The sequence below is a fragment of the Sphingomonas sp. Sph1(2015) genome, assembly GCF_001970915.1.
Lineage (GTDB): Bacteria > Pseudomonadota > Alphaproteobacteria > Sphingomonadales > Sphingomonadaceae > Sphingomonas > Sphingomonas parapaucimobilis.
In genome coordinates, this window is sequence record NZ_MQUI01000037.1 from 16,707 (window position 1) to 39,265 (window position 22,559).

16 protein-coding genes are annotated in these 22,559 nt (G+C 67.3%); 5 read left to right on the top strand and 11 right to left on the bottom strand.

Annotated features, from left to right (window positions below; translation table 11 throughout):
* Positions 1-115: 115 nt before the first annotated feature.
* The 5 genes from BSZ14_RS13995 to BSZ14_RS14015 all read right to left on the bottom strand — a co-directional run bounded on the left by BSZ14_RS13995 (position 116) and on the right by BSZ14_RS14015 (position 6,812).
* The gene (locus BSZ14_RS13995; protein WP_241823768.1) at positions 116-1,207 is read right to left on the bottom strand and encodes a phosphatidylinositol-specific phospholipase C1-like protein; all 1,092 of its coding nucleotides are present in this window, start codon (positions 1,205-1,207) and stop codon (positions 116-118) included.
* Positions 1,207-3,864, bottom strand: a complete 2,658-nt coding sequence (locus tag BSZ14_RS14000) for a TonB-dependent receptor (protein ID WP_241823769.1) — start codon at positions 3,862-3,864, stop codon at positions 1,207-1,209. The genes BSZ14_RS13995 and BSZ14_RS14000 overlap by 1 nt, the downstream gene beginning before the upstream one ends.
* A 244-nt stretch (positions 3,865-4,108) precedes the next feature.
* Positions 4,109-4,876, bottom strand: a complete 768-nt coding sequence (locus BSZ14_RS14005) for a Crp/Fnr family transcriptional regulator (RefSeq protein ID WP_042485732.1) — start codon at positions 4,874-4,876, stop codon at positions 4,109-4,111.
* On the bottom strand, positions 4,873-5,256 hold the full coding sequence (locus BSZ14_RS14010) for a response regulator (protein WP_042485390.1): 384 nt from the start codon (positions 5,254-5,256) through the stop codon (positions 4,873-4,875). Before BSZ14_RS14010 ends, BSZ14_RS14005 begins: the two co-directional genes overlap by 4 nt.
* The gene (locus BSZ14_RS14015; protein WP_158069213.1) at positions 5,253-6,812 is read right to left on the bottom strand and encodes a sensor histidine kinase; all 1,560 of its coding nucleotides are present in this window, start codon (positions 6,810-6,812) and stop codon (positions 5,253-5,255) included. Before BSZ14_RS14015 ends, BSZ14_RS14010 begins: the two co-directional genes overlap by 4 nt.
* Before the next feature lie 196 nt (positions 6,813-7,008).
* Between BSZ14_RS14015 and BSZ14_RS14020 the strand changes: the two genes are divergently transcribed.
* Together BSZ14_RS14020 and BSZ14_RS14025 are read left to right on the top strand one after the other, a co-directional pair.
* Positions 7,009-9,474, top strand: a complete 2,466-nt coding sequence (locus BSZ14_RS14020) for a DUF3772 domain-containing protein (RefSeq protein ID WP_241823770.1) — start codon at positions 7,009-7,011, stop codon at positions 9,472-9,474.
* Between the two features lie 109 nt (positions 9,475-9,583).
* Complete coding sequence (locus tag BSZ14_RS14025) at positions 9,584-11,989, top strand: TonB-dependent receptor (RefSeq protein ID WP_083748266.1); 2,406 nt, start codon at positions 9,584-9,586, stop codon at positions 11,987-11,989.
* Between the two features lie 206 nt (positions 11,990-12,195).
* Here the strand turns inward: BSZ14_RS14025 and BSZ14_RS14030 are convergent, their stop codons facing one another.
* The 3 genes from BSZ14_RS14030 to BSZ14_RS14040 are packed head-to-tail and all read right to left on the bottom strand — an operon-like array spanning position 12,196 to position 15,517.
* Positions 12,196-13,557 carry a sensor histidine kinase gene (locus BSZ14_RS14030; RefSeq protein WP_076711384.1) on the bottom strand — a complete coding sequence of 454 codons (1,362 nt, stop codon included), beginning with the start codon at positions 13,555-13,557 and terminating at the stop codon, positions 12,196-12,198.
* A complete protein-coding gene (locus tag BSZ14_RS14035; protein WP_198930523.1) occupies positions 13,554-14,234 on the bottom strand; it encodes a response regulator transcription factor in 681 nt (226 codons plus the stop codon). The genes BSZ14_RS14030 and BSZ14_RS14035 overlap by 4 nt, the downstream gene beginning before the upstream one ends.
* A 59-nt stretch (positions 14,235-14,293) precedes the next feature.
* On the bottom strand, positions 14,294-15,517 hold the full coding sequence (locus BSZ14_RS14040; RefSeq protein ID WP_076711385.1) for a histidine-type phosphatase: 1,224 nt from the start codon (positions 15,515-15,517) through the stop codon (positions 14,294-14,296).
* A 202-nt stretch (positions 15,518-15,719) separates the two neighbouring features.
* Here BSZ14_RS14040 and BSZ14_RS14045 point away from each other — a divergent pair, with 202 nt between their 5' ends.
* Both BSZ14_RS14045 and BSZ14_RS14050 read left to right on the top strand, forming a co-directional pair.
* Positions 15,720-18,515, top strand: coding sequence for a TonB-dependent receptor (locus BSZ14_RS14045; protein WP_076711386.1), 2,796 nt, complete (start codon positions 15,720-15,722; stop codon positions 18,513-18,515).
* A 152-nt stretch (positions 18,516-18,667) separates the two neighbouring features.
* Positions 18,668-19,423 carry a DeoR/GlpR family DNA-binding transcription regulator gene (locus tag BSZ14_RS14050; RefSeq protein WP_076711387.1) on the top strand — a complete coding sequence of 252 codons (756 nt, stop codon included), beginning with the start codon at positions 18,668-18,670 and terminating at the stop codon, positions 19,421-19,423.
* On the opposite strand, the gene BSZ14_RS14055 is transcribed toward BSZ14_RS14050, so the two are convergent.
* Entirely contained in the window at positions 19,381-20,673 is a 1,293-nt protein-coding gene (locus tag BSZ14_RS14055) for an MFS transporter (RefSeq protein WP_076711388.1), read from the bottom strand. The two genes, BSZ14_RS14050 and BSZ14_RS14055, sit on opposite strands and share 43 nt — an antisense overlap.
* A 116-nt stretch (positions 20,674-20,789) precedes the next feature.
* On the opposite strand from BSZ14_RS14055, the gene BSZ14_RS14060 reads away from it, so the two are divergent.
* Positions 20,790-21,725, top strand: a complete 936-nt coding sequence (locus BSZ14_RS14060) for a glutaminase (RefSeq protein ID WP_076711389.1) — start codon at positions 20,790-20,792, stop codon at positions 21,723-21,725.
* Here the strand turns inward: BSZ14_RS14060 and BSZ14_RS19375 are convergent.
* Both BSZ14_RS19375 and BSZ14_RS14065 read right to left on the bottom strand, forming a co-directional pair.
* Positions 21,631-22,005, bottom strand: a complete 375-nt coding sequence (locus BSZ14_RS19375; RefSeq protein ID WP_139330457.1) for a DUF3325 family protein — start codon at positions 22,003-22,005, stop codon at positions 21,631-21,633. The two genes, BSZ14_RS14060 and BSZ14_RS19375, sit on opposite strands and share 95 nt — an antisense overlap.
* Positions 21,998-22,372, bottom strand: coding sequence for a hypothetical protein (locus BSZ14_RS14065; protein WP_158069214.1), 375 nt, complete (start codon positions 22,370-22,372; stop codon positions 21,998-22,000). Before BSZ14_RS14065 ends, BSZ14_RS19375 begins: the two co-directional genes overlap by 8 nt.
* Between the last annotated feature and the right edge of the window lie 187 nt (positions 22,373-22,559).

Genomic DNA, 22,559 nt, shown 5'->3' on the forward strand with positions numbered 1-22,559 from the left:
GGGAGGGGGACCAGCGAAGCTGGTGGAGGGGGATCGCCACACAGGACATCCTCCGTGAAAGCCCCCCTCCGTCAGCGCTGCGCGCTGCCACCTCCCCGTACCGGGGAGGATTTGGTTACTTCGGCAACGTGCAGTCGGCGGGCTGCGTCACCGGGTTGCAGCGCTCCATCACCCCGCCGGGCAGCGTCACGGTGAACCCCTTGCTCCAGCTTCGCGTCGGCGCGCCGGGATAGTAATCGGTCGACACCGCCTGCGCGCCGCTGTCGATCGCGGCTTGCTGGCGGCCATGGTCGTTGTCGCGCGCCTCCTTCGTGTCGGCATCGCTGCGGGTGCGGACGATGAAGCCCTGTTTCACCCACTCGCGAATCTTCGCGCCGTCGGTGCGCGGATCGCCGACGATCTCGACCGCGGCCTCGGGCTGGTCGGTATCGTACCAGCCGAAGATCGGACGCCCCTTCAGCGAGGGGTGGCCGGCGCGATAGCGGTCGGACACGTCCGATGGCGTATCGAGCACGAAGTAGATTTTTCCGCGCGCACGCTCCAGCGTCGGCCAGCCCTGGGTGGTCACGGCTTCGCGCAAGCTCGGCGCATCGCCGCGCACGTCATCGGGGGTGATGATCCGGTTGGGCGTCAGCACGTCGCGGATTTCGCCGTCCAGTGCGTCGAGCAACGGCGCGGTCAGCGGCAGCGGATCGGTGACGCCGGGCTTGTTGATCGGCCGGTCGGCGGCGTTGATCGTCACCATGATCGGCAGGTGGCGCGGATGCGCGCGCGACCAGGCATCGATCTGGCCGATGCACTGTTTGAACGTCCCGCAGGAGCGATAGTCGACTTCTGGAATATGGAAGACCTTGAAGCCCGGCTTCATCATCGCGGCCTCGTCGAAGCCGGTCTGCTGGCCCGCCGCATGCGCGAGCCTTTCACCCATCGGATGCGCGAAGCGACCGCCCTCGGGGTCGGCGAAGATGTCGATCTCCAACTGGCGTACGCCCCGGTCCAGCTGCTGGGCCAGATTCAGATGGTCGTAATCCAGCGCGGCGGCGAGCCTGGGATCACGTCGCTCCAGTTCGGCGAAGACGGCGGGCGCGATCCGCTTCTTGTAGCTGTTGTGCGAACCGACGACCTGCACGTCGTTCATCCGCAAGGGTGCCTTCGGCGCCGGAGCGGCGGTCGCGAGGACCGCCGCCAGGGTGAGGAAAGCCTTCATCAGAACTCCGCCCGCACGCCGAACAGGATCGTCCGGCCGTAATAGTTGATTTCGCCGAAGCGCATCTTGCTGTCGTTATAGGTGTCCTGATGCGCACCCGCGATGTTGATGCCCTCCAGGCTGAGCGTCAGATTGTCGGCGGCGCGCACTGAGAGCTGGCCGTCGAGCGACCCGAACGCTGCGACATAGGTCGGTGCCTGCACCGTGCTGCCCGTGCTCGACAGATACTTGTCGCGCCAGACATAGGAGAGGCGCGCCGACAGCGGCCCCTTGTCGTAGAAGCCGACCAGGTTGAAGCTGTTCTTCGACAGGCCGATCAGCTGGTCCTTGATGGTGCGCGAGCCCGCCGTGTAATCGGCCTTCACTTCCGTATGGGTATAGGACCCCTGCACCCCGAAACCGTCGAACGGCGCAGGGAGGAAGGTGAAGACCTGGCTGTACGCGGCCTCCGCGCCGTACACCTTGGCATTGCCGCCATTCACCGAGCTGGACAGGCGGACGATGCCGCGACCCGGAATGGCGATCTCGGTGTTCGACTGGGTGATGTAATCGTCCATCGCCTTGTAGAAGACCGCGCCCGACAACATGCCCGACGGCGCGAAATACCATTCCAGCGATCCGTCGAACTGGGTCGCCAGGAAGGGGACCAGCTGCGGGTTGCCGCCGCTGGCGGTCGGCGCGTCGGTCGACACGGTGATGCGCGGCGCGGTGTCGGTGACGTTGGGACGGGTCAGCACCCGGCTGGCGGCCAGGCGACCGACGAGCTTCTGCGACAGGTCGGCGCGCAGGTTGAAGCTGGGCAGGACGTTGTTGAACGTCTTGGGGTAACTGACCGGGGTCGCGGTGTTGCCGCTGGTCAGCGTGCCGCTCGCCACCTGATCGGTGTGGACATAGCGGACGCCCAGATTGCCGCTGACCGGCACCGACCCTGCATCGAACTGGTAATCGGCGCGGACATAGGCGGCGGCGATCTTTTCCGACACGATGAAGGACGAGCGCAGGTCGCCCGCGGTCAACGGCGAGGCGGCGACGGCGGGGGTGAAGAGATTGCCGACATAGGCCTGGGTCACCGGCACCAGCCAGTTGCGGAACGCATTGCCACCGACGCCCGCCAGGAAGTCGTCATAGGGCATCGGCTGATAGGCGCCCGAACCCAGCGTGGTGAGCGGCGTGCCCGCAGGCGGGTTCACGATGAAGTCGCGGCGGAAATAGTCGCGCTTGCGCCAGTGATATTCGCCGCCCGCTGCCAGCTTCGACAGGAAACCGTCAAAGTCGTGCGCGATGTCGAGGCGCGAATAGAAATCCCAGTCCTTGCTGTCCTTGGGCGCGATGTTGAATGGGTACAGCCGGTAATTGGCGGGGTTGGTCACGTCGACCGGCGTGGTGAGCGTCGGCATCGTCTGATAGCCCGCCGATGCGTCATAGCTGAGCGGCCCGGTGAAGAAGGCGCGGCTGCGTACCGTGCCGGTGCGGTAATCGGGGTGATAGCTGTGCGCCGCCGACCAGTTGACATTGGCGGTCACGTGCCAGCGATCGGGGTTCCACGCCTGCTTCAGGCCCATGGTCAGCAGGTCGTCGCGGTTGAGGCTGTATTCGCGCGACGCCATGAAGCGGACATTGTTGATCGTCGCCTTGGTGATCGTGTCGCCGGTGACGGTATAGCCGGGCTGCAGCACCGTGCCGCCGTCATCGGGATAGATGTCGAGGCCGAACTCGTCATAGGCGACGTCCAGACGCGTCGCGACGACGTCCAAAGTGGTCTGAAGCTCGGGCGTCGGCTGCCACTGGGCCGAGACGATGCCGGAGATGCGCTTGCGATCCTCGGTCTCGACGGTGGGGCGGGTGCGGGTCGGCGAATAGAGGCCGGTGGGCGCGCCGCCCGCCTGGGGCGAGGTATAGCGGTTGAGCAGCCAGCCGAAGTTCATGAAGCGGTCGTTGCGGACCGTCTTGCCCCAATATTGCGCGCCCGCCAGGATGCCGAAGGTGCCGTCGCTATTCTTCGCGCTGGTCAGCACGGTGACGTTCGGGCGGACGTCCTTGGTCTGGGTCGTATAGGTGCCGCGGATGTTGACGGTCGTCTTGTTGCCGACCTCCAGCGGGCGGAAGGTCTTGACGTCGATATTGCCGCCCAGCGCGCCCTCGCTCATGTCGGCGGTCGGCGTCTTCACCACGTCGATGCTGGAGGTGAACTCGGCGGGCAGCATCTCGAAACGGAACTGACGCCCGGCAGCACCACCATTCTCGATCAGGTCGTTCAGCGCGATGGTGCGGCCGTTCATCAGCGTGTTCTGGAACTGCGGCCCCAGGCCACGGACGCTGACATACAGGCCCTCGCCGCGCGGGCGGGTGATCGCCACGCCGGGGACGAGCTGCAGCGCTTCCGCGACATTCTGGGTCGGGAACTTGCCGATATCGGTCGAGCTGATCGAGTCGACGCCGTACGCCGCGCGGCGCTTGGTCTCGATGCCCGCCGCCAGGCTGCGCGCATAGGTGCCGTTGACGACGATATCCTCGCCCTCGGTTCCCGCATCGGTCGCCTGCGCGGCTTGCGGGGCGGCGGCGGCGGCGCCTGCGCTGTCCTGGGCGTGGGCGGCCAGAGGGCCGGTCACGAGAATAAGCGAGACCGATGCCTTCAGCAGGCTACGAAACGTCAGCATGTCTTGATCCCCCATCGGCTGTCTTGCCGGTTCGGCGGGGGCGTTATGATCGGTCGGTGTCAGCTTGGCGTAAAATTGATGACGTCCGTGTGAAACGGGCCGCGCTGGTCAGAAAGCCATCACGATGATGCGGGAATGGTGGGTGTTCAATAGCGTGTTTTCCTCCCTGCAAGGGGACGGAGGGGTGTCGCCCTCTTGATGGCGGGACACCCCTCCGTCCCCTTGCAGGGAGGAATTTTCCAAATCAGGCCGGGTTGGCCTGTGGCATGGTCTGGGTGTCGGTCACTTGCGGGCTCAACCGGCCGATGGTGCGGGCGGTACGTTCGGGATCGCGCAGCAGGACGCGGCCGGACTTCCACATCAGGTCGCCGTCGCGCCGCGCCTGCTGGATCATCCGGTTGACATGAACGGGGGTCAGCCCCAGCGCATCGGCCAACATCTCCTGGGTCAGCGGCATTTCGAAACTGCCGCCCACGGTCAGCCCGGCGAGCGACAGCCGCTCATAGATTTCGAGCAGGAAGTCGCCGATCCGCTCCTGCGCGTTCAACCGGCCGAGCTGGACGACATGGCCCAGCAGATAGGCCTCGTCCAGCGCCTCGCCGACCGCATAGGCCTGGGCCAGCCCCGATCCGGCGGCGGCGACGGGGGCGGGGCAGGCGACGCATTCGGTGATGGCCACCACCGTCGCAGAGGCGATGGGGCGCGCATGATGCGCCGAGCCGATGACGTCGCCGGGCAGGTAGAAGCTCATGAACTGCCGCCGCCCGTCGGGCAGGATCCGCACCCGCGCGGCCCAGCCTTGCAGCAGCAGCAGCGGGGCGGCCACCGGACGACCGATCGTCTGGAAGGCGTGACGGATGGGATAGGTCAACGCGCGGTCGGCGGCGGTGTCGAGCAGCGCGAGGTCCGCATCGGCCAGCGGCGTCAGCGCGGTCAGCCGACGGATCGCGGCGGTGGCGATCCCCTCGGACGCGGTGGCGGAGGACGACAGGGCGGCGGAAAAAGAGGTCATGCGCATCCTTTGTCGGGGATCAGGGCGCCGATCGCGCGGATGATGCGATCCGGCTGGAACGGCTTGGCGACGATCGAGGCCGATCGATAGGGGGCGGGCAGCGCCCATTCGTCATAGCCGGTCAGGAAGGTCCAGGGCACGTCGCGCGCCGACAGGCGGTCGGCGATCTCGAAGGCGCGCTCCCCCGCCAGATTGACGTCGAGCACCGCGGCGTCGAGCGGCTGGTTCTCGGCAATGTCGAGCCCCTGTTCCAGCGTGGCGACGGGACCGACCACGACCGCATCGGCGGCGCGCAGCGCACGTTCGAGGTCGCGGGCGATGAAATACTCGTCCTCGACCACGAGGATACGCTTGTCAGCCAGCGGCGATCGGCGGTTCATCCCTCGGTGCTCCGGTTTGACGCGTCGACGTCATCTACGGCCCATGGTAGCGTTATCACACACAGGACGCCGCCACCGCGAAATTCCAGTCTGGTCCGTGCGCCCAGCCCGTAAGGCAAGGCTTCGCGGATCAACTCGGTCCCGAATCCCTGACGTACAGGCGGGACCGGCATTGCTGGTACACCCGTTTCATCCCATTTTACAATCAGTTCGCATTCGCTATTTGATTTAAGTTCGATCGCCCAGGCGATCGACAGCCGTCCGGCGGGATGGCGCAGCGCCCCGTATTTCAGGGCATTGGTGGTCAATTCATGGATCGCCAGGCCCATGGTTTCAGCCGTATCCGCGGGCAGCGAGATGTCCGGCCCCTCGATCGACAGCCGGTCGTCCTCGATCGCGCCCACGCCCAACAGCTCGTCACGGATCAGGTTTTCCAGGTCCACCCGGCCCGACCGTGTCTGGGTCGCGACCACCTGGGTCCGCGCCAGCGAATCGAGCCGCCCCCGGAAATGATCCGAAATCTCGTCGATCGGCCCGCCGCTCTCGACCGTGCGGGTGAAGATGGAACGGACGATGGTCAGGATGTTGCGGACCCGGTGCTGCAATTCGGCGACCAGGGTCTCCTGCCGCTCGCGAAGACGGCGCAACGTGTCGATATCGGTCGAGGTGCCGAACCATTCGACGATGGTGCCGTGATCGTCGCGCACCGGCGTCGCGCGCGTCTTGAACCAGCGATAGCGGCCGGTCTGGCCGTGGCGCAGCCGCCCCTCCATCGCCAGCTCGCCATGCTCGCCCGCGCCGTTCCAGAATCGACGCGCCGCATCGCGATCGTCGGGATGCACGGCGGCCAGCCAGCCAAGGCCCAGGCTCTCCTCGACGCTGAGCCCCGTCATCGCGACCCATTGCGGGCTGACCCAGGTCCATTGCCCGTCGCGCGTCGCGGTCCAGACCAGCTGGGGGATGCCCTCGATCAGGCTCAGCAGCCGCCGCTGGCTGGCGCGCGACGCCACCTCGGCGCGCTTGCGCAACAGGGCCTGGACGATGGCGGGGGCCAGTTCCTCGGCGATGGCGCGTTCGCGCTCGGTAAAGCCGGTCGGGTGGTTGCCGAGCGCGAACATCGCGAAGGTCTCGCCGTCGCGGCGCAGCGGCACGCCCAGGAAGTTGCGCAACATGGGGTGACCCTCCGGCGTGCCCACCCGGTCGGGATGGTTGGCGGGGTCGTTGACGATCATGCTGCGGTCCTGAAGGATCACCTGGCCGAAAATGCCGTGGATCTTCATACCGTTGGGCAGCTCGCGCTGGTTGAAATCCGGATCGTTGCCCGCATAGGCGGCCCAGCCGCGCTCGCTGATCGCGATATGGTCCAGCCGGTCGTGCGAGTCCCGCCGCTCGCCGAAAAAGCTGAATGCCGCGCCGGTCAGGTCCTCGGCCACCGCCAGGCACAGCTGGCCCAGCTCCTCTTCGGTCGAGGCGCGCAGCGCTTCCTGCAGGATGCGGTTGATGCCCGCCAGCACGTGCGAATCATGCGGCAGCGGTCCCCGGGGGGGAGCGGACAAGGGCGTTTGCCCCTGGAGGGAAGCGAGTTCAGTCATGCGCGAAATGGTCCGATCGGCGTCAACGATCCCGGCCGGTGCGGGCTCCCCGATACACACGATTTCGGATCAACTGGCAAATGTCCGGGATGGACCGAATGGACATACGGAACCGTCAGCCTCTCGCCTGACCCACTGCGGGGGGTTATGAGCATGCCCCATGTCCCGATCCTTTCTTGCGCCCTTCGCGGTCCTCCGCATCCTCGTCCTGGCCTGTATCATGGTCGGGCTGGTCGGAACGGGTGTGCCGGTATCGGCGCAGGGCAATCCGGCGACGGCCTCCGCCACGCGGATCGCCGAGGCCGAGGCGGAGGTGCGCGCCGTCGACCGCGCGCTCGACTCCAAGGTCGATGACGACGACCGGCGCGCACTGCGCGACCGGGCGCAGGGGGCCAAGGACTCGACCGGCCAGGCGGTGTCCGACCTGACCGAGCAACTGGCACTGGTGAATGCGCGGATCACCGGGCTGGGCACGCCGACGCCGGGCGAGGTGGAAGCACCGGAACTGGTCGCCCAGCGCAAGGCGCTGTCGACGCTGCGCTCGACCATCGACGCCGCGATCAAGCGCGGGCGGCTGGCCGGGGTCGAGGCGGGGCAGCTGGTCGACGAGATCGACCAGAGCAAGGCTGCGCAGTTCAACGAGAAACTGTCCTCCAAGACACCGTCCCCACTGAGCCCCGCCTTTTGGAGCATCGTCCTGGAACAGGCACCGCGCGACTGGCGGCGGGTCGGGCTGTTTCTGAAGCAGGGCGGCGAGCAGATCGCGGCGCAATGGCGCGGCGGCATTCCGTGGCAGGCGCTGCTGGGCTTTGCGCTGGCAGTCATCCTGATCGGCCCGGTACGGTTGGGCGCGCACCGATTGGCGCAGCGCCGCCTGATCGCCGAGGCACCGCCCAGCCGGGTGCGCCGATCGGCCTATACCTTCTGGCGGGTGGCGGTGGGCACGCTCTGCCCGCTCGCCGCCGCCTTCGTCTTTGTCCAAGGGCTGCGCTGGGCGGGGTTGTTGCCGCAACGCTGGACCAGTTTCCTCGACGGCTTCGTCTTCGCCGCGGGCGTGGCGGGATTCACCGCGGCGGTGACGGGCGCGGTCCTGATGCGCAGCCAGCCGTCATGGCGGATCGCGCCGCTCGACGATGAAACGGCGCAGCGACTGCGGCCTTTGTCCTGGGGCCTGACCCTGCTGACCTTCATCACCACGATGGTGATGTCGTTCGAGGGGGCGATCGGCAGCAGCCGCAGCGCGGTGATCGCCAGCCAGGCGGTCGAGGCGCTGCTCCATCTGTTGCTGATCGTCACGACCCTGGTGGTGCTGGGCCAGTTGCGCGCCCGCCGCGTCGCCCAGGCCGATGCCGCGACCCATGCCCCCATTCATGCAGGCGTCAGTGCGGGATTGAGCGTCGCGGCCCTCATCGCCTGGATCGCGGTCGGGGTGGCCGGGCTGGCGCTGCTGGTCGGCTATATATGGTTCAGCTGGTTCGTCGCGCTGATGATCGGGTGGACGGTGCTGCTCGGCTCGGCGCTCTACCTGATGCTGGTCGCCGCCGACGATATCGCCACCTCGGTCTTCGTGCGCGACAGCAAGGTCGGCATTACCCTGACGCGCGCGCTGGGCGTGCGCGGCAGCATGATCGACCAGCTCGGACTGGTCCTGTCGGGCATGATCCGGCTGGTCCTGGTCCTGCTGACGCTGGGCGTGCTGCTCCAGCCATTCGGGGCGAGCGGCGATCCGGGGGCGGTGTTCGACCAGATCGCCAGCGTCGCCGACGGCGTCAGGATCGGCAATGTCTGGATCTCGCCCGGTGCGATCCTGCGCGGGCTGGCGGTGCTGTTCGTCGGGCTGGGGCTGGTGCGCCTGTTCATGCGCTGGCTGGAGCAGCGTTACCTGCCCGCCACCGATCTGGACGGGTCGGGTCGCAACTCGGTCAGCCTGGTCGCACGCTATATCGGCATCGCGCTGGCGGTCATCTGGGCGCTGGCGTCGCTGGGCATCGGGGTGGAACGGATCGCGCTCCTGCTGTCCGCCCTGTCGGTCGGCATCGGCTTCGGCCTCCAGGCGATCACCCAGAATTTCGTCTCCGGCCTGATCCTGCTGGCCGAGCGGCCGATCAAGATAGGCGACCTGATCCGCGTCGGCACCGACGAGGGCGACGTCAAGCGGATCAGCGTGCGGTCGACCGAGATCGAGCTGGCCGACCATTCGACGCTGATCGTCCCCAATTCCGAGCTGATCACCAAGCCGGTGCTCAACAAGACGCTGGCCGGGCCGCTGGGGCGTGTCCAGATCCAGTTTTCGGTCCCGATCGAGACGGATGCCGACATGGTGCGCGGCATCGTGCTGGACTGTTTCACCGCCGAGGAGGCGGTGCTGGCGGACCCCGCGCCCAAGGCGTTCATCGACTCGATCGTCGACGGGCGGATCCATTTCAATTGCTTCGCCCATGTCGAAAGCCCGCGTGCGGTCTATGGCACGCGCAGCGCGGTGCTGTTCGCGCTGCTGGGGGCGCTCAGGGGCAAGGGAATCGAGATCGGCACCCTGCCCCAGAAGATGGAGCTGGTGCGCCATGGCGGGCCGGCCACCCCGGCCGCACCCGTCCCGCAGGGCGAAGATGAAACCAGGATGAAATGAACAAGTCCCCGTTGGTCATGGAAAGGTAACACCAGCTTCTTCGACGCCCCCTATCCGCGCGGCCAGCGACGACCGGAAGGTCGGTCGGGGGATAGGGATAACAACCACCATGAACACCAATTTCGTTCGCGCCGCGCTGCTGGGCGGTTCCGCGCTTCTGGCGCTCACCGCCACGCCGGCCTTTGCCGCCGACACCAAGCCTGCCGCCGATCCGGCACCCGCCGCCGCTGCCGATCCCGCCACCGATTCGGGTGAGCTGAAGGACATCGTCGTCACCGCGACCAAGCGCGAGACCAGCCTTCAGAAGACGCCGATCGCGATCTCGGTCATCGACCCGACCGTGCTGAAGGACCGCCATGTCCAGAGCCTGCTCGACCTGGCCGACGGCACCGTGCCGTCGCTTCGCGTCGCCACCTTCGAGGCGCGCCAGTCGGCGCTGACCGTGGGTATTCGCGGCATCGTGCCGTTCGACCAGAACCAGACGGCGCGCGACACCGGCGTCGGCGTCTATTTCGACGGCGTCTATCTGGGCCGTTCGCAGGGCCTGAACGCCGCGCTGTTCGACATCGAGCGTGTCGAAGTGCTGCGCGGTCCGCAGGGCACGCTGTTCGGCCGCAATACCGAGGGCGGCGCGCTGTCGATCGTCACCGCCAAGCCGACCGGCAAGTTCGGCGGCTCGCTGACCGCGGGCTTCGGCAATTACGGCGCGTACAACACCGCCGCGCACGTCAACCTGCCCGAGTTCAACAACATCTCGATCAAGCTGGACGGCGTGATCCAGCACCAGAACCCGTTCGTGAAGAACCCGCTGCCGGGCAGCGTCGGCTGGGGCGCGTATAACCGCGCGGGTGGCCATGTCGCGGCACTCTGGAAGCCGGTCGACGGCTTCTCGGCCGAGCTGTCCTACGACCAGGCGAAGGACGAGAACACGCCCTTCTACAGCCAGCTGCTGAACTACAACCCGCGCGGCCTGCCGGTCGCGACGATCGCGCAGATCAACGCCAATAACGGCAAGCTGCCCTCGGGCACCATCGCGCCGCTGTCGCCTTTGGTCGTCGTGTCGGGCGACGACCGCATGAAGACCGCCGATATCGGCGTGCCGCAGCAGTACAGCGTCGACCGCACCCACGGCTTCTCGGCCAAGCTGAACTATGACGTGGCGCCGAACCTGGAGCTGCGCTCGATCACCGCATGGCGCGGCGTGTCGACCGACCAGTGGGACAATTCGGGCGGCGCGCACCGCACCGTCTTCCTGCCGAACGGCAAGTTCAGCCGCTACAGCCTGTCCTTCATGCAGCAGCACCAGTTCAGCCAGGAATTCCAAGCGGTCGGCAGCCTGCCGCAGTTCGATTACGTGGCGGGCCTGTTCTACTTCACCGAAAACGCCCGCGAGACGGCGGCGACCCCGTCGACCAACCAGTGGAATGCGGACGGCACCGGCTACACCATCCTGTCGCAGACCGCGCTGGGCACCATCGGCTCGGGCAATCAGGGCTGGGCACCGGGTTCCTTCTTCCTCCAGCGCGGCAGTTTCGCGCGCGCCTATAGCTATGCGGCGTTCGCGCAAGGAACCTATACCCCGGCGGGCTTCGATGCCTTCCACCTGACGGTCGGCGGCCGCTATACGAAGGACAAGCGCAACGGCACGCTGTATCTGGTGCAGGGCAAGTCGACCAACTTCCCCTTCACCTTCGACAACAGCCGGTTCGACCCGATGGTGACGGCGGCGTTCGACGCGACCGACACGATCCATCTCTATGCGAAATACTCGACCGGCTACCGCGCGGGCGGTGCCAATGACCGGTCGCAGACCTTCGCCGCGTTCGGCGCCGAAGCGGTCAAGTCCTATGAGATCGGGTCGAAGATGGACCTGTTCGAGCACCGCGTCCGCCTGAACCTGGCGGGCTATATCATGGACCGCACCGGCACCCAGATCGACTTCGACAATGTCGACACCAACCCGAGCAGCCCGACCTACAACCTGCATACCGAGGAAACCCGCAACGCGCCGGGCACGTCCAAGATTCGCGGGGTCGAGGCTGATATCACGACCAACCCGATCGAGGGCATGACGGTCGGCGCGTCCTATGCCTACACCTATACCAACGTGCCGCTGACGCCGAACCCATTCCTGGGCAACGCGCTGACCCAGGTGTTCGTGGTCTACACCCCGCGCAACGCCGCCTCGGCCTATGCCGATTACGAGGTGCCGCTGGCGGGTTCGGAGGCCAAGGTACGTTTCCACCTGGACGCCAACTATGCCGACCCGGCCTATAGCTTCCAGAACGAGACGACGCGTACCGACAAGACCTTCGTGATGAACGGCCGCATCGCGCTGGCCGACCTGCCGCTGACGGAGAACGGCACGAAGATGACCCTGTCGCTGTGGAGCCGCAACCTGCTCAACAACAGCTTCGTCTATCGCCGCTCGGCCGCCAATGCCGCGACGCTGGGCGATTACGGCAACTTCAACCCGCCGCGCACCATCGGCCTGGAAGGCACGGTCCGCTTCTGATCCTGACCGGATACCCCAACTTCAGGGCCGCCCTTCGGGGTGGCCCTTTTTTGTTGATGTCACTCCGTGGTTTCGATGCAAGCCCCTCCCCTTCAGGGGAGGGGTTGGGGTGGGGCATCGCCACGAACGTGACGCTTGCGGCAGCGCCCCACCCCCGGGTCCCTCCCCTGAAGGGGAGGGGTGAACTTACATCATGTCACTCCGCCCTATCGACCGGGCAGGACCAGCGACGCCACCAGTCCCGGCGCGGCGTCGCCCAGCACCAGCCGCCCGCGATGCAGCCGTGCGATCGCCTCGACCAGCGGCAGGCCCAGGCCGTGCCCTCCCGCGGCTTCCCGCGCCGTATCGAGCCGCCCGAAACGGCGTAGCGCACGGGCGTGATCCTCGGGCGCGATGCCGGGGCCGTTGTCCGCGACGCTCAGGGTCAGGCCCCCTTCGCCGGCATCGAGCGTCACGGTGATCGTGTCGCCGCCATATTTGATCGCATTGCCGATCACGTTGACCAGCGCCTGGGTCAGCAACTGCCGGTCGCCGACGAAATCCGGCGCGGCGGCATCGACCGCCACGTCCAGACGATGCCCGGCATCCCCAGCAACGGGGATCATCATCGTCGCGGTGTCGCGGACCAGTGCGGACAGGTCGAACAGTGCAAAGCCCGCCTGCCGATGCCCCGCCTCGATCTCGGCGATGCGCAGCAGCGCGGCAAACATGGCGAGCAGCGCGTCGCACTGAGCCAGCGCGGCGCTCGCCCGTTCGGTCTGGGCGGGATCGCGCGCATCCTCGACCATGCGCGCCAACTGCCCGCGTAGGCGTGACAGGGGCGTGCGCAGGTCATGCGCGATGTCGTTGGACTGGCCGCGCATCGCCTCCATCAGCGCGGCGATACGGTCGAGCATATGATTGAAGGCGGCGGCCTGGCGGTCGAACTCGTCGCCCGATCCGGTCACGGGGACGCGGTGGCGGATATTCCCCGCGATGATCGCCTCGACCGTGGCGCGCTGGTCGGCGATGCGGCGGCCGACCAGCATCGAAAAGGCGATGAGGCCGCCGACCACGATCAGGATGATCGAGCCGAACCCGATCAGATAGATGCGCGTCCGCGTCATACGGTGGCTGTCGAACGGCTCGGTTTCCGCCACCACCGCCAGCCGCCGCCCTTCGCCCGCGTCGCGGACCAGCGCGCGGCCATGCGACAGGCCGATGATCCCGTCGCGCTGGCGCAGGTCCGACCGGCCCATCGGCAGGGCGAAGCGCGGGGCGATATTGCCGCCCAGCCGCCGCCCGTCCGCCCCCAGCAGCAACAGGCCGATATCGCCGGTATCGCGCTGCCCGGACAAGGTGGCGATGCGGGCGAGCAGCAGCGGGGTGGGGAGCCGCGTCTCGCCCGCATCCCGTTCCAGCACCAGATCGGCGACGACCGCGATCCGGCGGTCGACCGCCCGCGCCACCGTCACCCGGTTGGCGGCCAGGATCGCGATGCCGGTGGCGATCGTGGCGATCAGGAACAGGGCCAGGACAGCGATGGTCAGCCCGCGCAGCGACAGACGACGGATCGCGCCCTCGATCATGGTTTCAGCGAATAGCCGATCCCGCGTACCGTTTCGATGGGATCCTCGCCGCCATTCTCGGTCAGCTTGACGCGCAGCCGCCGGATATAGACGTCGACGATATTCGTCTCCGGCTCGAAATCATAACCCCAGACCCGCTCGATCAGCATGGCGCGTGTCAGCACTTCGCCCGCATGGCGTGCCAGTTCGGCCAGCAGCTTCAGCTCCAGATTGGCCAGCGTGATCGGCTGGCCGCCGCGCCAGGCGCGAAAGCTGGTCGGGCTGACCACGATGTCGCCCGCACGGATGGTGTCGGTTTCGCTGACCGTCCAGCGGCGGCCTCGGATTACCGCCTGGATGCGGGCGACCAGTTCGGGCGGCTCGACCGGCTTGACGACATAATCGTCCGCGCCGGCCTCCAGCCCTTCGACCTTGTCGGTCGCCATGGACAGCGCGGTCAACATGACGACGGGCACGGTGATCCCGCGCACACGCAGCGTTTCGACCACCGACAGCCCGTCGAGGCGCGGCATCATCCGGTCGAGGATCACCGCGTCATATTGCTCGCGGTCCATCGCGGCGAGTGCCAGCCGTCCGTCGCCGACATGCTCGACCCGGTGACCCAGCGCGATCAGGTCGGCGGCGAGGCCGTGCGCATATATGGCGTCATCCTCGACCAGAAGCAGGTGCAGGCTCATCGATATCATCCAGACCGTGATCGCACCCGCCCTACCGGGCAAAAGCGCGGTGGCAAGCCCTACCCCGCCAGAGGGGCGAGCCGTTCGCGGAACAGCCGGACGAATTGGTCGAGCGGGCAGGGGGCATCGGCCGGGCAACCGCGAACCCGCACCGGCTTCACCGACACGGCGGCGGCATGGGCGCGTATCTGGCCGGGCGACTGGGTGCGGTAGCGGACGGTGACGAAGGCGCGGCCCCTGGCGTCATGCCAGCGCTCGATCAGGATCGCCCCGCCCGGCGCGGCATCGTTCACCGCATAGCCCGGCGCGACCAGATCGAAGCCGAGCAAAGCCGCCAGCGCGGTGACATTGGTGTCGTGCCCGACCAGCATGTCGACCTTCGCGCCGTCCCGGGCGGTCAGCGCCGCGATCATGTGCCGCCCGAACGCGGCCGACTGGTGCGCGGCCATATAGGGCGAGCGCGAATAGACATCGAACAGCGCGGCATGGACCGTGCCCAGCCGCGCCAGCACCGCGCCGTCGACCGGCAGCCCGCCAACCGAGGGCGACAGCCCTTCGGCATATTGCAGCAGCAGCACCTGTGCCGTGCCCGACGCGGTGCGGATCGGTCCGGTCAGGTCGATGCCATGGCCATCGGCCGAGGGCGTCAGCCGTGCCGGTCCCGCCGGATCGCAGCCCCTGGGCTCACCACAGCCCAGCACCTGGTCCAGCAGGCGCAGCGCCGGGCGGTTCCGCGCGACCAGCGCGTCCATCCCGCCGGTGAAGCGGTCGATATCCGCCACCGCCGCCTGTGCATCGAAACGGGTGGCACGGGCGCGCAGCGGCTCGAACAGCGGATCGACCTGGCCCGGCGGATTGTGCGCCACCGGCACCGTGCAACCGGGGGCGAACGCCTTGGCATAGGCCTCCCCGCTGGCGATGGTGCGGGACGAGCTGTTCGTCCAGATGCGGATGCTGCCGGGCGCGGGGCAATTCCGGGTCAGCAGGCCCCGCGCGATCCAGTCTGTGCGGTCGGCGCGCGCCTCGGCGGCGAGTGCCTCGGCACCGTGCGGGGTCAGCTCGCTTTCCGGCGTGGTCCAGGTCGGCCAGGGCTTGGCGGTGCGGGTGCCGTGCGGCACCTCGCCGTCCAGCGGCGCGCGGACGCCGTGTCGCATCAGCACCACCACCCGGTCTAGCGTCAGCCCCTTGGGGGGCGGGGCAGTCTGCGCCGCGACGGGCAGCGCCAGCATGGGCAGGGCGAACAGGGCGAGCGGCGCGCGCAGGCGGCGGGGGAGAGCGATCATCGCACGGCTTTGGACCGGTTTCGGGTCAGGACTGTGACATTGTCTCCCGCTTCATCATGCTGGACCGGGTGTCCTGGGAAGTTTTTTCAGAAGTAATCAAAATTCGGTCAATAAGTCATCGGGCTGTCACAGGGCATCCCTAGCGGGGCCGTCGAAGGCGCCCGGGGGGCGTCGCCATCAGAATTGATCCAGGGGGAATTCCATGACCGCTTCGTCCAAGCGGGCGCATGTCGTGCGCCTGTTGTGCGGGACTGCCGCCACGTTCCTGCTCGCCGCACCCGCGCTGGCCGTAGAGCCGGTCGTCACCAGCGCGCCGGTGGTCGCCGATACCGATCCGCAGGTCGGTGAGGACGTGGTGGTCAAGGGCCATCGCCAGGCGGTGGTCGATGCGCAGGACGAACAGCTGCGCAGCCAGTCGTTCGCCACCGTCGTCTCGGGCGAGGAACTGCGCCTCCAGCCGCAGCAGAATCTGGCCGACCTGCTGACCCGCCTGCCGGGCATCAGCTCGTCGGTGGACCAGTCGCGCAACGCGGCGGCGACGGGCGAGGCGCAATATGTCTCGATCCGTGGTCTCGACACCTCGTACAACGCCTATTCGCTCGACGGCGTGCGGCTGGCGCAGACCGATGCGCGCACCCGCGCCATCTCGATGAACCTGCTGTCGCCCTTCTCGCTGCAGACGGTGCGCGTCGACAAAGCGCCGACCGCCAGATATGATGGCGACGCGATCGCGGGCATCATCGACATGGTGCCGATCACCGCCTTCGACCTGCCAAACCACCGCACCCAGATCCGTCTCCAGGGCCAGCTGGCGGGCCGCGCCGATGCGCGTCGCCAGGATCCCTGGGGCGGCACCGCGCAGGTCGAGACCGCGCAGCGCTTCGGCGATTTCGGCGTCTATGCCTCGGCCTATTACGGCCTGAAGCATGTGCTGGGCGAGTCGACGGCCGTGCAGCATGACTGGGAGAAGTATAACAACAACATCCCGGGCATGATCCGCGACAATCTGGACAATCTGTTCGCGCGAGGCGTGCAGTGGCAGTCGTTCCGCAACCGCATCGAGCGGATGGGCGGCACGTTGAACCTCGACTGGAAGGGCGAGGGGACGGACCTGTACCTCCACTCCACCTATGGCCGGTACAATCTCAAGAGCTGGATGGATCAGACCGCGCTGCGCCAGACCAGCCTCGCGCCCGACCAGATCAACCCGAACCCCAACAAGGGTTCCTATGACGCCGCCGGATACCGCGCCGATTACGGCCTGACCGCGACGCATTATTTCCGCACCGAGCATAGCAAGCAGGAGCTGGTGACGACCAAGCTGGGCGGCGAGACCCGCTCGGGCGACTTCACCTTCGACTATCACGGCGCCTATTCGCGCGGGTCGCAGGACTATCCGCTGCGGATCCAGTCGGGCTTTGCGGGCCGTCCCTATATCGGCACCGCCGATAATACGGGCGTCGCCAATTATCGCATGGTCACCTCGATCGGCCAGCGCACCTTCCCGCAGGTCGTGCTGACCGACGCGGCGCGCGCCTATCTGACCGACCTGAGCAAGCTGCGTCAGTGGTATGTCACCCAGCAGTTCGAGAATACCTGGGAACGCCGCCTGGAGGGGCAGTTTGATACGAGCTGGCATCATGCCGACCAGGGTCTGGTGTCGATTGCGGCCGGTGCCAAGGTCGAGGACGCCAAGCGTTATGCCAATGCGCTGGGTGACGATGGCGCGCTGCAATATACCTTCCCCAATGCGGACGGCAGCGCCTCGCCGCGCTATGCCGCGACCGGCCCGGTCCTGACCTCGCTGCCCGGTCGTCTGCTCGGCGGGTTCATGAACAACGCCGCGCAGGTGCCGATCTATCTGATCGACACCGATTATATCGAGAACCAGGTCCGCCAGCTCTCCAGCCCGAAGATCGCCGGGCTGGACCCGGTGAAGCTGAAGGAAAACCGTCTCGACGGGCGCGAGAACCGCTTGTCGGGCTATGTCATGGCGACGATGCAATTCGGCGACCTTCAGGTCGTGCCGGGCGTCCGCTATGAGTATAACCGCTTCAAGGGCACCTATTGGCAGGACCAGGGCAACGACACCGGCAAGTTCGCCACGTCCAGCCGCCACTATGACATGTGGATGCCCAGCGTCATCGCCAATTACCGGCCCAATGACGCGATGGTCGTCCGCGCCTCGATCCGGAAGAGCTATTCGCGGCCCGCTTTCGACCTGTTGCTCGGCCCGACGCGAGTGACCCGCAACGACCTGGGCGAGGTGACGGGAGTGTTCATCCCCAACCCGAACCTGAACGCGCAGACCTCGTGGAACTACGACGCCTCGGTCGAATATAAGGGGCAGGGCACCGACTTCTTCTCGATCAGCCCCTTCTACAAAAAGCTGAACCACGTCCTGTTCGCGACCGGCACCACCAATGCCAGCGGCGACTATAACATCTGGGGCAATCCGCAGTCGGAACAGCAGGGCGGGGTCGAGGTGTCGAGCCTGACCACCAACGCCACGGGCAAAATCTATGGTGTCGAGCTGTTCGGCCGTTATTCGCTGAAGGGGCTGCCGGGGCTGCTCGACGGGCTGGGCCTCCAGGCCAATGTCACGGTGCAGCGGGCCAATGCGCGGGTCTTCGTCAACGGCCAGATGCGTGACCAGCGCATGACCCAGGCGCCGAAGATCATGTACAACGCCGCGCTGTTCTACGCCCATGGCCCGCTGTCGGCGGAGTGGAACTACAACTATACCGGCGACCGCCTGTACGATCTGCGCTCCAGCCGGCCGGATACCTATATCCAGCCGACGACCATCTCGAACCTGATCGTCAACTATGTCCTGCCGTCGGGCCTGACGGTCGGCGCGTCGGTGCAGAACCTGTTCAACGAACACAGCTATTGGGCGACGACCAGTGAGCGCAAGGCGTATCTCTCGAACGACCGCAAGGGCGGCTATGTCGAGACGGGCCGCATCTACATGCTCAACCTGACCTACGCCTTCTGACCTGACCCTCTCCCCGATCCGGTGCCCGCCCCCATGGGCACCGGAGCGCACCTACGCCGACGGCGCATCTTTGTGCCGTCGGCGGTTTTGTGTGGGGTTCCTGACCACATGGTCACGCGTTAGCATGATCCCATAAAGAGGACCTGCCAGACATGATGAAACGCCAACGCCGCCAGCACGAAATCGTGGCGTATCTTGCCGATGGCGGGTTCCACGGTATCGGCGAACTGGCCGAGGCGCTGTCGGTGTCCGAGGAGACGGTGCGGCGCGAGTTGCGTGTGCTGGAGACCTCGGGCGCGGTCGTGCGCGCCCACGGCGCAGTGCGGATCGCCAAGGTCGAGACCGAGGGCTCCTTCGCCACTCGCCTGCAACGCCATGCCGAGGCCAAGCAACGGATCGCCGCCGCCGTGGCCGAAGTGGTCGCGGACGGACAGGCCGTCTATATCGATGCCAGCACCACCGGCCATTATGTCGCGCGCGCGCTTCGCGATCATCAGGGGCTGACCGTCGTGACCAATGCGGTCGGCGTTGCCGCCGAGCTGGGCGGACGCAACGACAATCGCATCATGCTGGCGGGCGGCGAGATGGATTATGAGTATCGCGCCTGTTTCGACGCCACCGCGCGCGAGTATTTGAGCATGTTTACGCCCGCGCTGGCCATCTTGTCGGTGGAATCGGTCAATCTCGACCATGGTTTCGCCGACTATCATGCGGGTGAGGCGGCGTTGTGCCGGATGATGATCGCCCGCTCGCGCCGGACGCTGATCGCCGCCGACCAGAGCAAGTTCGACCGTCCCGGCACCATCCAGGTGGCGGCGCTGGACGCGGTGGCGATGCTCGTGACCGATGCGCCCCTGTCGCCCGCTTATGCCGAGGCGCTGGCCGGGGTGGAGGTGGTGGTCGCCTGACCACGCGGGATCAGCAGCGCGACACCGGCTCCCGCGATCCCGAAACCGGCATGGAGCAACCAGAAATGCGGTTGGTCCATGCGTGGATACAGCGTGCCCAGCTGCCCCACCACCAGATGCGCGACAAAGCCATGGAGGTAGAACAGCCCGGTCATCAGCCCGCGCCGTGACGGCGGCGCGGCGGCGGCGATGATCGCCAGCGCCGAGGGCCAGGACAGGACCACACCGATCGACAGCAATGCGATCGCGCAGACCGGCCCGATCAGCCCGACCCGCGCCGCATCCCCCGACAACCAGGCGAGCAGGATATAGGCCATCGCCATCGCCATCCCTCCGGCCGCCAGCTTCACCGCCGGACCCGGCTCACGCGACAGGCGCGACCCAAGGCGATAGGCGAGCAGCGCCAGCGCGATGGTGAACAGCCCGTCCGCCGCCGCCAGCCAGCTCGGCGGGATCGTCATGGTGCCGAGCGTCAGGTCGACGCGCTGTTCGGCCCAGAGCAGCACCATGTTGTCGAGTTGCTCATAGGCGCAAAAGCACAATGTCACGGCGATGATGGCGAGGATGACGCGCGGCCAGTCGGTGCGGCGATGGTCCGCCGTGCGGGCCTCGATCAGGCGAACCGGCGGCGCGGTGCGCAGGGTCAGCATCGCCGCGACCATGGTGGCGGCCATGACGGCAAAGGCCGCTGCGAAGCCGAAGCGCAGCGCCAGCCAACCGCCGATCAGCGGCCCCAGCAACGCGCCGCCGTTCAGGAACGCCAGATAGGCCGCATAGAGTCGCTCGCCCGCCGCTGTCCCACGCAAGGCCCCCGCTTCGGCGGCGAGATTGCCCTTGAGCAGCCCGATCCCGCCGATCAGCAGCGCCAGCCCCGGCAGCGCCCCGCTACGGCTGGCCAGCGCCAGCAGCCCCAGCGTCATCAGCACCGCGCCGACATACATGGCGAGCCTTCGCCGCCCGCTGCGATCCGCGATCCAGCCGCCCAGCGGCAGGACCAGATAGGTGAGCGCGCCATACAGGCCGTAAAGCTGCGAAGCGAAGGCGATGTCGCCATGTGCCCCGGTCACGCCCTCGATCCCGCGGCGCAAGGCGGACAGCCCGATCGCCCCCCGGCCATGCACCAGCAGGTCGGTGACCAGGAACAGGGTCAGCAGCGACTTCGCCCCCTGGATCGCACAACGCTCCCACCCCTCGACGCTGGCCAGCGTCCAGAAACCGGGGGCGGGCGGGGCGGTGTCCCTTTCGCGCATGATGTCGATGTCGGTCCGTCTTGGGGGCTTGGGGAGGAAGCGACGGCTCCCTAGCGTGGGTTTGTGACGGGTTCGCGGCGCTCGACAAAGCGGCCCGCGCACGGCACCACGGGGGCATGGACCTGTCCGAGATCGTCGCCGATATCGCCGCCGAGATGGCGGAGGCCCCCGACCGGGGCACACCGGCCGATTACATCCCCGCGCTGGCGGGCATCGACCCCCAGCGTTTCGGCATCGCCATCGTCGAGGCGGACGGTGGGTGCCATCTGGCGGGCGACGCCGAGGAAAGCTTTTCGATCCAGAGCATCTCCAAGGTCTTCGCGCTGACCCTCGCGCTGGGCGCGGTCGGCGACCAGCTGTGGCGGCGGGTCGGGCGCGAGCCTTCGGGCACCGCGTTCAACTCGATCGTGCAGCTGGAGACCGAACACGGCATCCCGCGCAATCCGTTCATCAATGCGGGCGCGATCGTCGTCGCCGATGTGCTGCTGGGCGGGTACGAGCCGCGTGAGGCGATTGCTGAGATGCTGCGCTTCGTCCGTGCGCTGGCGGGGGAGGACGATATCGTCATCGACGCCGCCGTGGCGCAGGCCGAGATGGAAACCGGCCACCGCAACCAGGCGCTGGCCCATTATATGCGCGCCTTCGGCAATCTCCATCATCCGGTGGACCGGGTGCTCGGCGTCTATTTCCATTTCTGCGCGCTCGCCATGAGCTGTCGGCAGCTGGCGCTGGCCGGGCGCTACCTGATGGCGCGGGGCGTCAACCCGGGGACGGGGCGCTCGGTCGTGTCACCGCAGCGGGCGCGGCGGATCAACGCGCTGATGATGAGCTGCGGCCATTATGACGGGTCGGGTGAATTTGCGTTCCGGGTCGGCCTGCCGGGCAAGTCGGGGGTGGGCGGCGGTATATTGGCGATCGTGCCCGGCCGCGCCTCGATCGCCGTGTGGTCGCCCGGCCTCAACGCGCGCGGGAATTCGCAGCTTGGTACGCTGGCGCTCGAACGGCTGGTGCAGCGGACCGGCTGGTCCGTGTTCGACCCGCAAGCCGGTTGACGGCGCGCAAGGGCGCAAAGGCCGCCTGCGCGCGCACCGACAGGATCAGGTTGAGCGCGACCCCGGCGATCGAGGCGGCGCCGAACATTCGCACGATCCGCTCGCCCGTGACGCCCGTGCCGCAACCCGACAGCGCCAGCAGCAGCACCGCGCCGCCGAGCAGCTTCAGGCCCATTCGCAGCCGCGCGTCATGCAGCGTCCCCGCCTCTTTGGCATGGCGATAGGACCCGGCGGCGAGCAGCCAGAAGCCGACAAAGCAAAGGGCGATCGTATCAAGCATGGAAAGGCTCCAGGGAACGGCGGGTCCGTGTGGGAGTACGGGCGGCGGGGCGGGCGCTGATCCGCGCGGCGACGGCAAAGCCGATGCCGATGGCGAGACAGGACAGGTCGAAGGCGACGAACAACTGGTCGCCGTCGAGCAGCGAAGGGATCAGCCAGCGTGAGGTGGTCAGCGCGTTGACCAGCGGAATCGCGCCCCAGAAGACGGCGGCGACACCGAACAACACCGTCCAGGCGCGCCGCGTGGGCAGGCCGAGCTGCGCGATCGCAAGCAGACCCCAGGTCCAGAACATCGCCGATACTTCCATATCGGCGCGCCCCTCCAGCGTGGCCGGGATCAGCCGGTTGGCAAGCAGATAGGCCGCCATGCCCGCCGGGAAAGCGGCGATCACCGCGATGTTCAGTCGCTCGGCCAGCTTCAGGCCGAAAACGTATGGCCCGCCCCGTCGGCAAGCGGTTTGTGTCAGCTATTCTGATCAGTCTGCGAAAACGTATCCGGCCTTTTGACGCAAGGTCATTGGCCAAGATGGAGATCCGCGCGTCCTGGTCCTCATA

Excerpts from the sequence above, each read along its gene's own strand:
- BSZ14_RS14065 (WP_158069214.1), bottom strand. The coding sequence starts at position 22,372 with ATGGCGGCCTATCTGCTTGCCAACCGGCTGATCCCGGCCACGCTGGAG.
- BSZ14_RS14045 (WP_076711386.1), top strand. The coding sequence starts at position 15,720 with ATGACCGCTTCGTCCAAGCGGGCGCATGTCGTGCGCCTGTTGTGCGGG.
- BSZ14_RS14010 (WP_042485390.1), bottom strand. The coding sequence starts at position 5,256 with ATGAACCGCCGATCGCCGCTGGCTGACAAGCGTATCCTCGTGGTCGAG.
- BSZ14_RS14025 (WP_083748266.1), top strand. The coding sequence starts at position 9,584 with ATGAACACCAATTTCGTTCGCGCCGCGCTGCTGGGCGGTTCCGCGCTT.
- BSZ14_RS14000 (WP_241823769.1), bottom strand. The coding sequence starts at position 3,864 with ATGCTGACGTTTCGTAGCCTGCTGAAGGCATCGGTCTCGCTTATTCTC.
- BSZ14_RS14040 (WP_076711385.1), bottom strand. The coding sequence starts at position 15,517 with ATGATCGCTCTCCCCCGCCGCCTGCGCGCGCCGCTCGCCCTGTTCGCC.
- BSZ14_RS14055 (WP_076711388.1), bottom strand. The coding sequence starts at position 20,673 with ATGCGCGAAAGGGACACCGCCCCGCCCGCCCCCGGTTTCTGGACGCTG.
- BSZ14_RS14050 (WP_076711387.1), top strand. The coding sequence starts at position 18,668 with ATGATGAAACGCCAACGCCGCCAGCACGAAATCGTGGCGTATCTTGCC.
- BSZ14_RS19375 (WP_139330457.1), bottom strand. The coding sequence starts at position 22,005 with ATGCTTGATACGATCGCCCTTTGCTTTGTCGGCTTCTGGCTGCTCGCC.
- BSZ14_RS14035 (WP_198930523.1), bottom strand. The coding sequence starts at position 14,234 with ATGAGCCTGCACCTGCTTCTGGTCGAGGATGACGCCATATATGCGCAC.
- BSZ14_RS14030 (WP_076711384.1), bottom strand. The coding sequence starts at position 13,557 with ATGATCGAGGGCGCGATCCGTCGTCTGTCGCTGCGCGGGCTGACCATC.
- BSZ14_RS14060 (WP_076711389.1), top strand. The coding sequence starts at position 20,790 with ATGGACCTGTCCGAGATCGTCGCCGATATCGCCGCCGAGATGGCGGAG.
- BSZ14_RS13995 (WP_241823768.1), bottom strand. The coding sequence starts at position 1,207 with ATGAAGGCTTTCCTCACCCTGGCGGCGGTCCTCGCGACCGCCGCTCCG.
- BSZ14_RS14020 (WP_241823770.1), top strand. The coding sequence starts at position 7,009 with ATGTCCCGATCCTTTCTTGCGCCCTTCGCGGTCCTCCGCATCCTCGTC.
- BSZ14_RS14005 (WP_042485732.1), bottom strand. The coding sequence starts at position 4,876 with ATGACCTCTTTTTCCGCCGCCCTGTCGTCCTCCGCCACCGCGTCCGAG.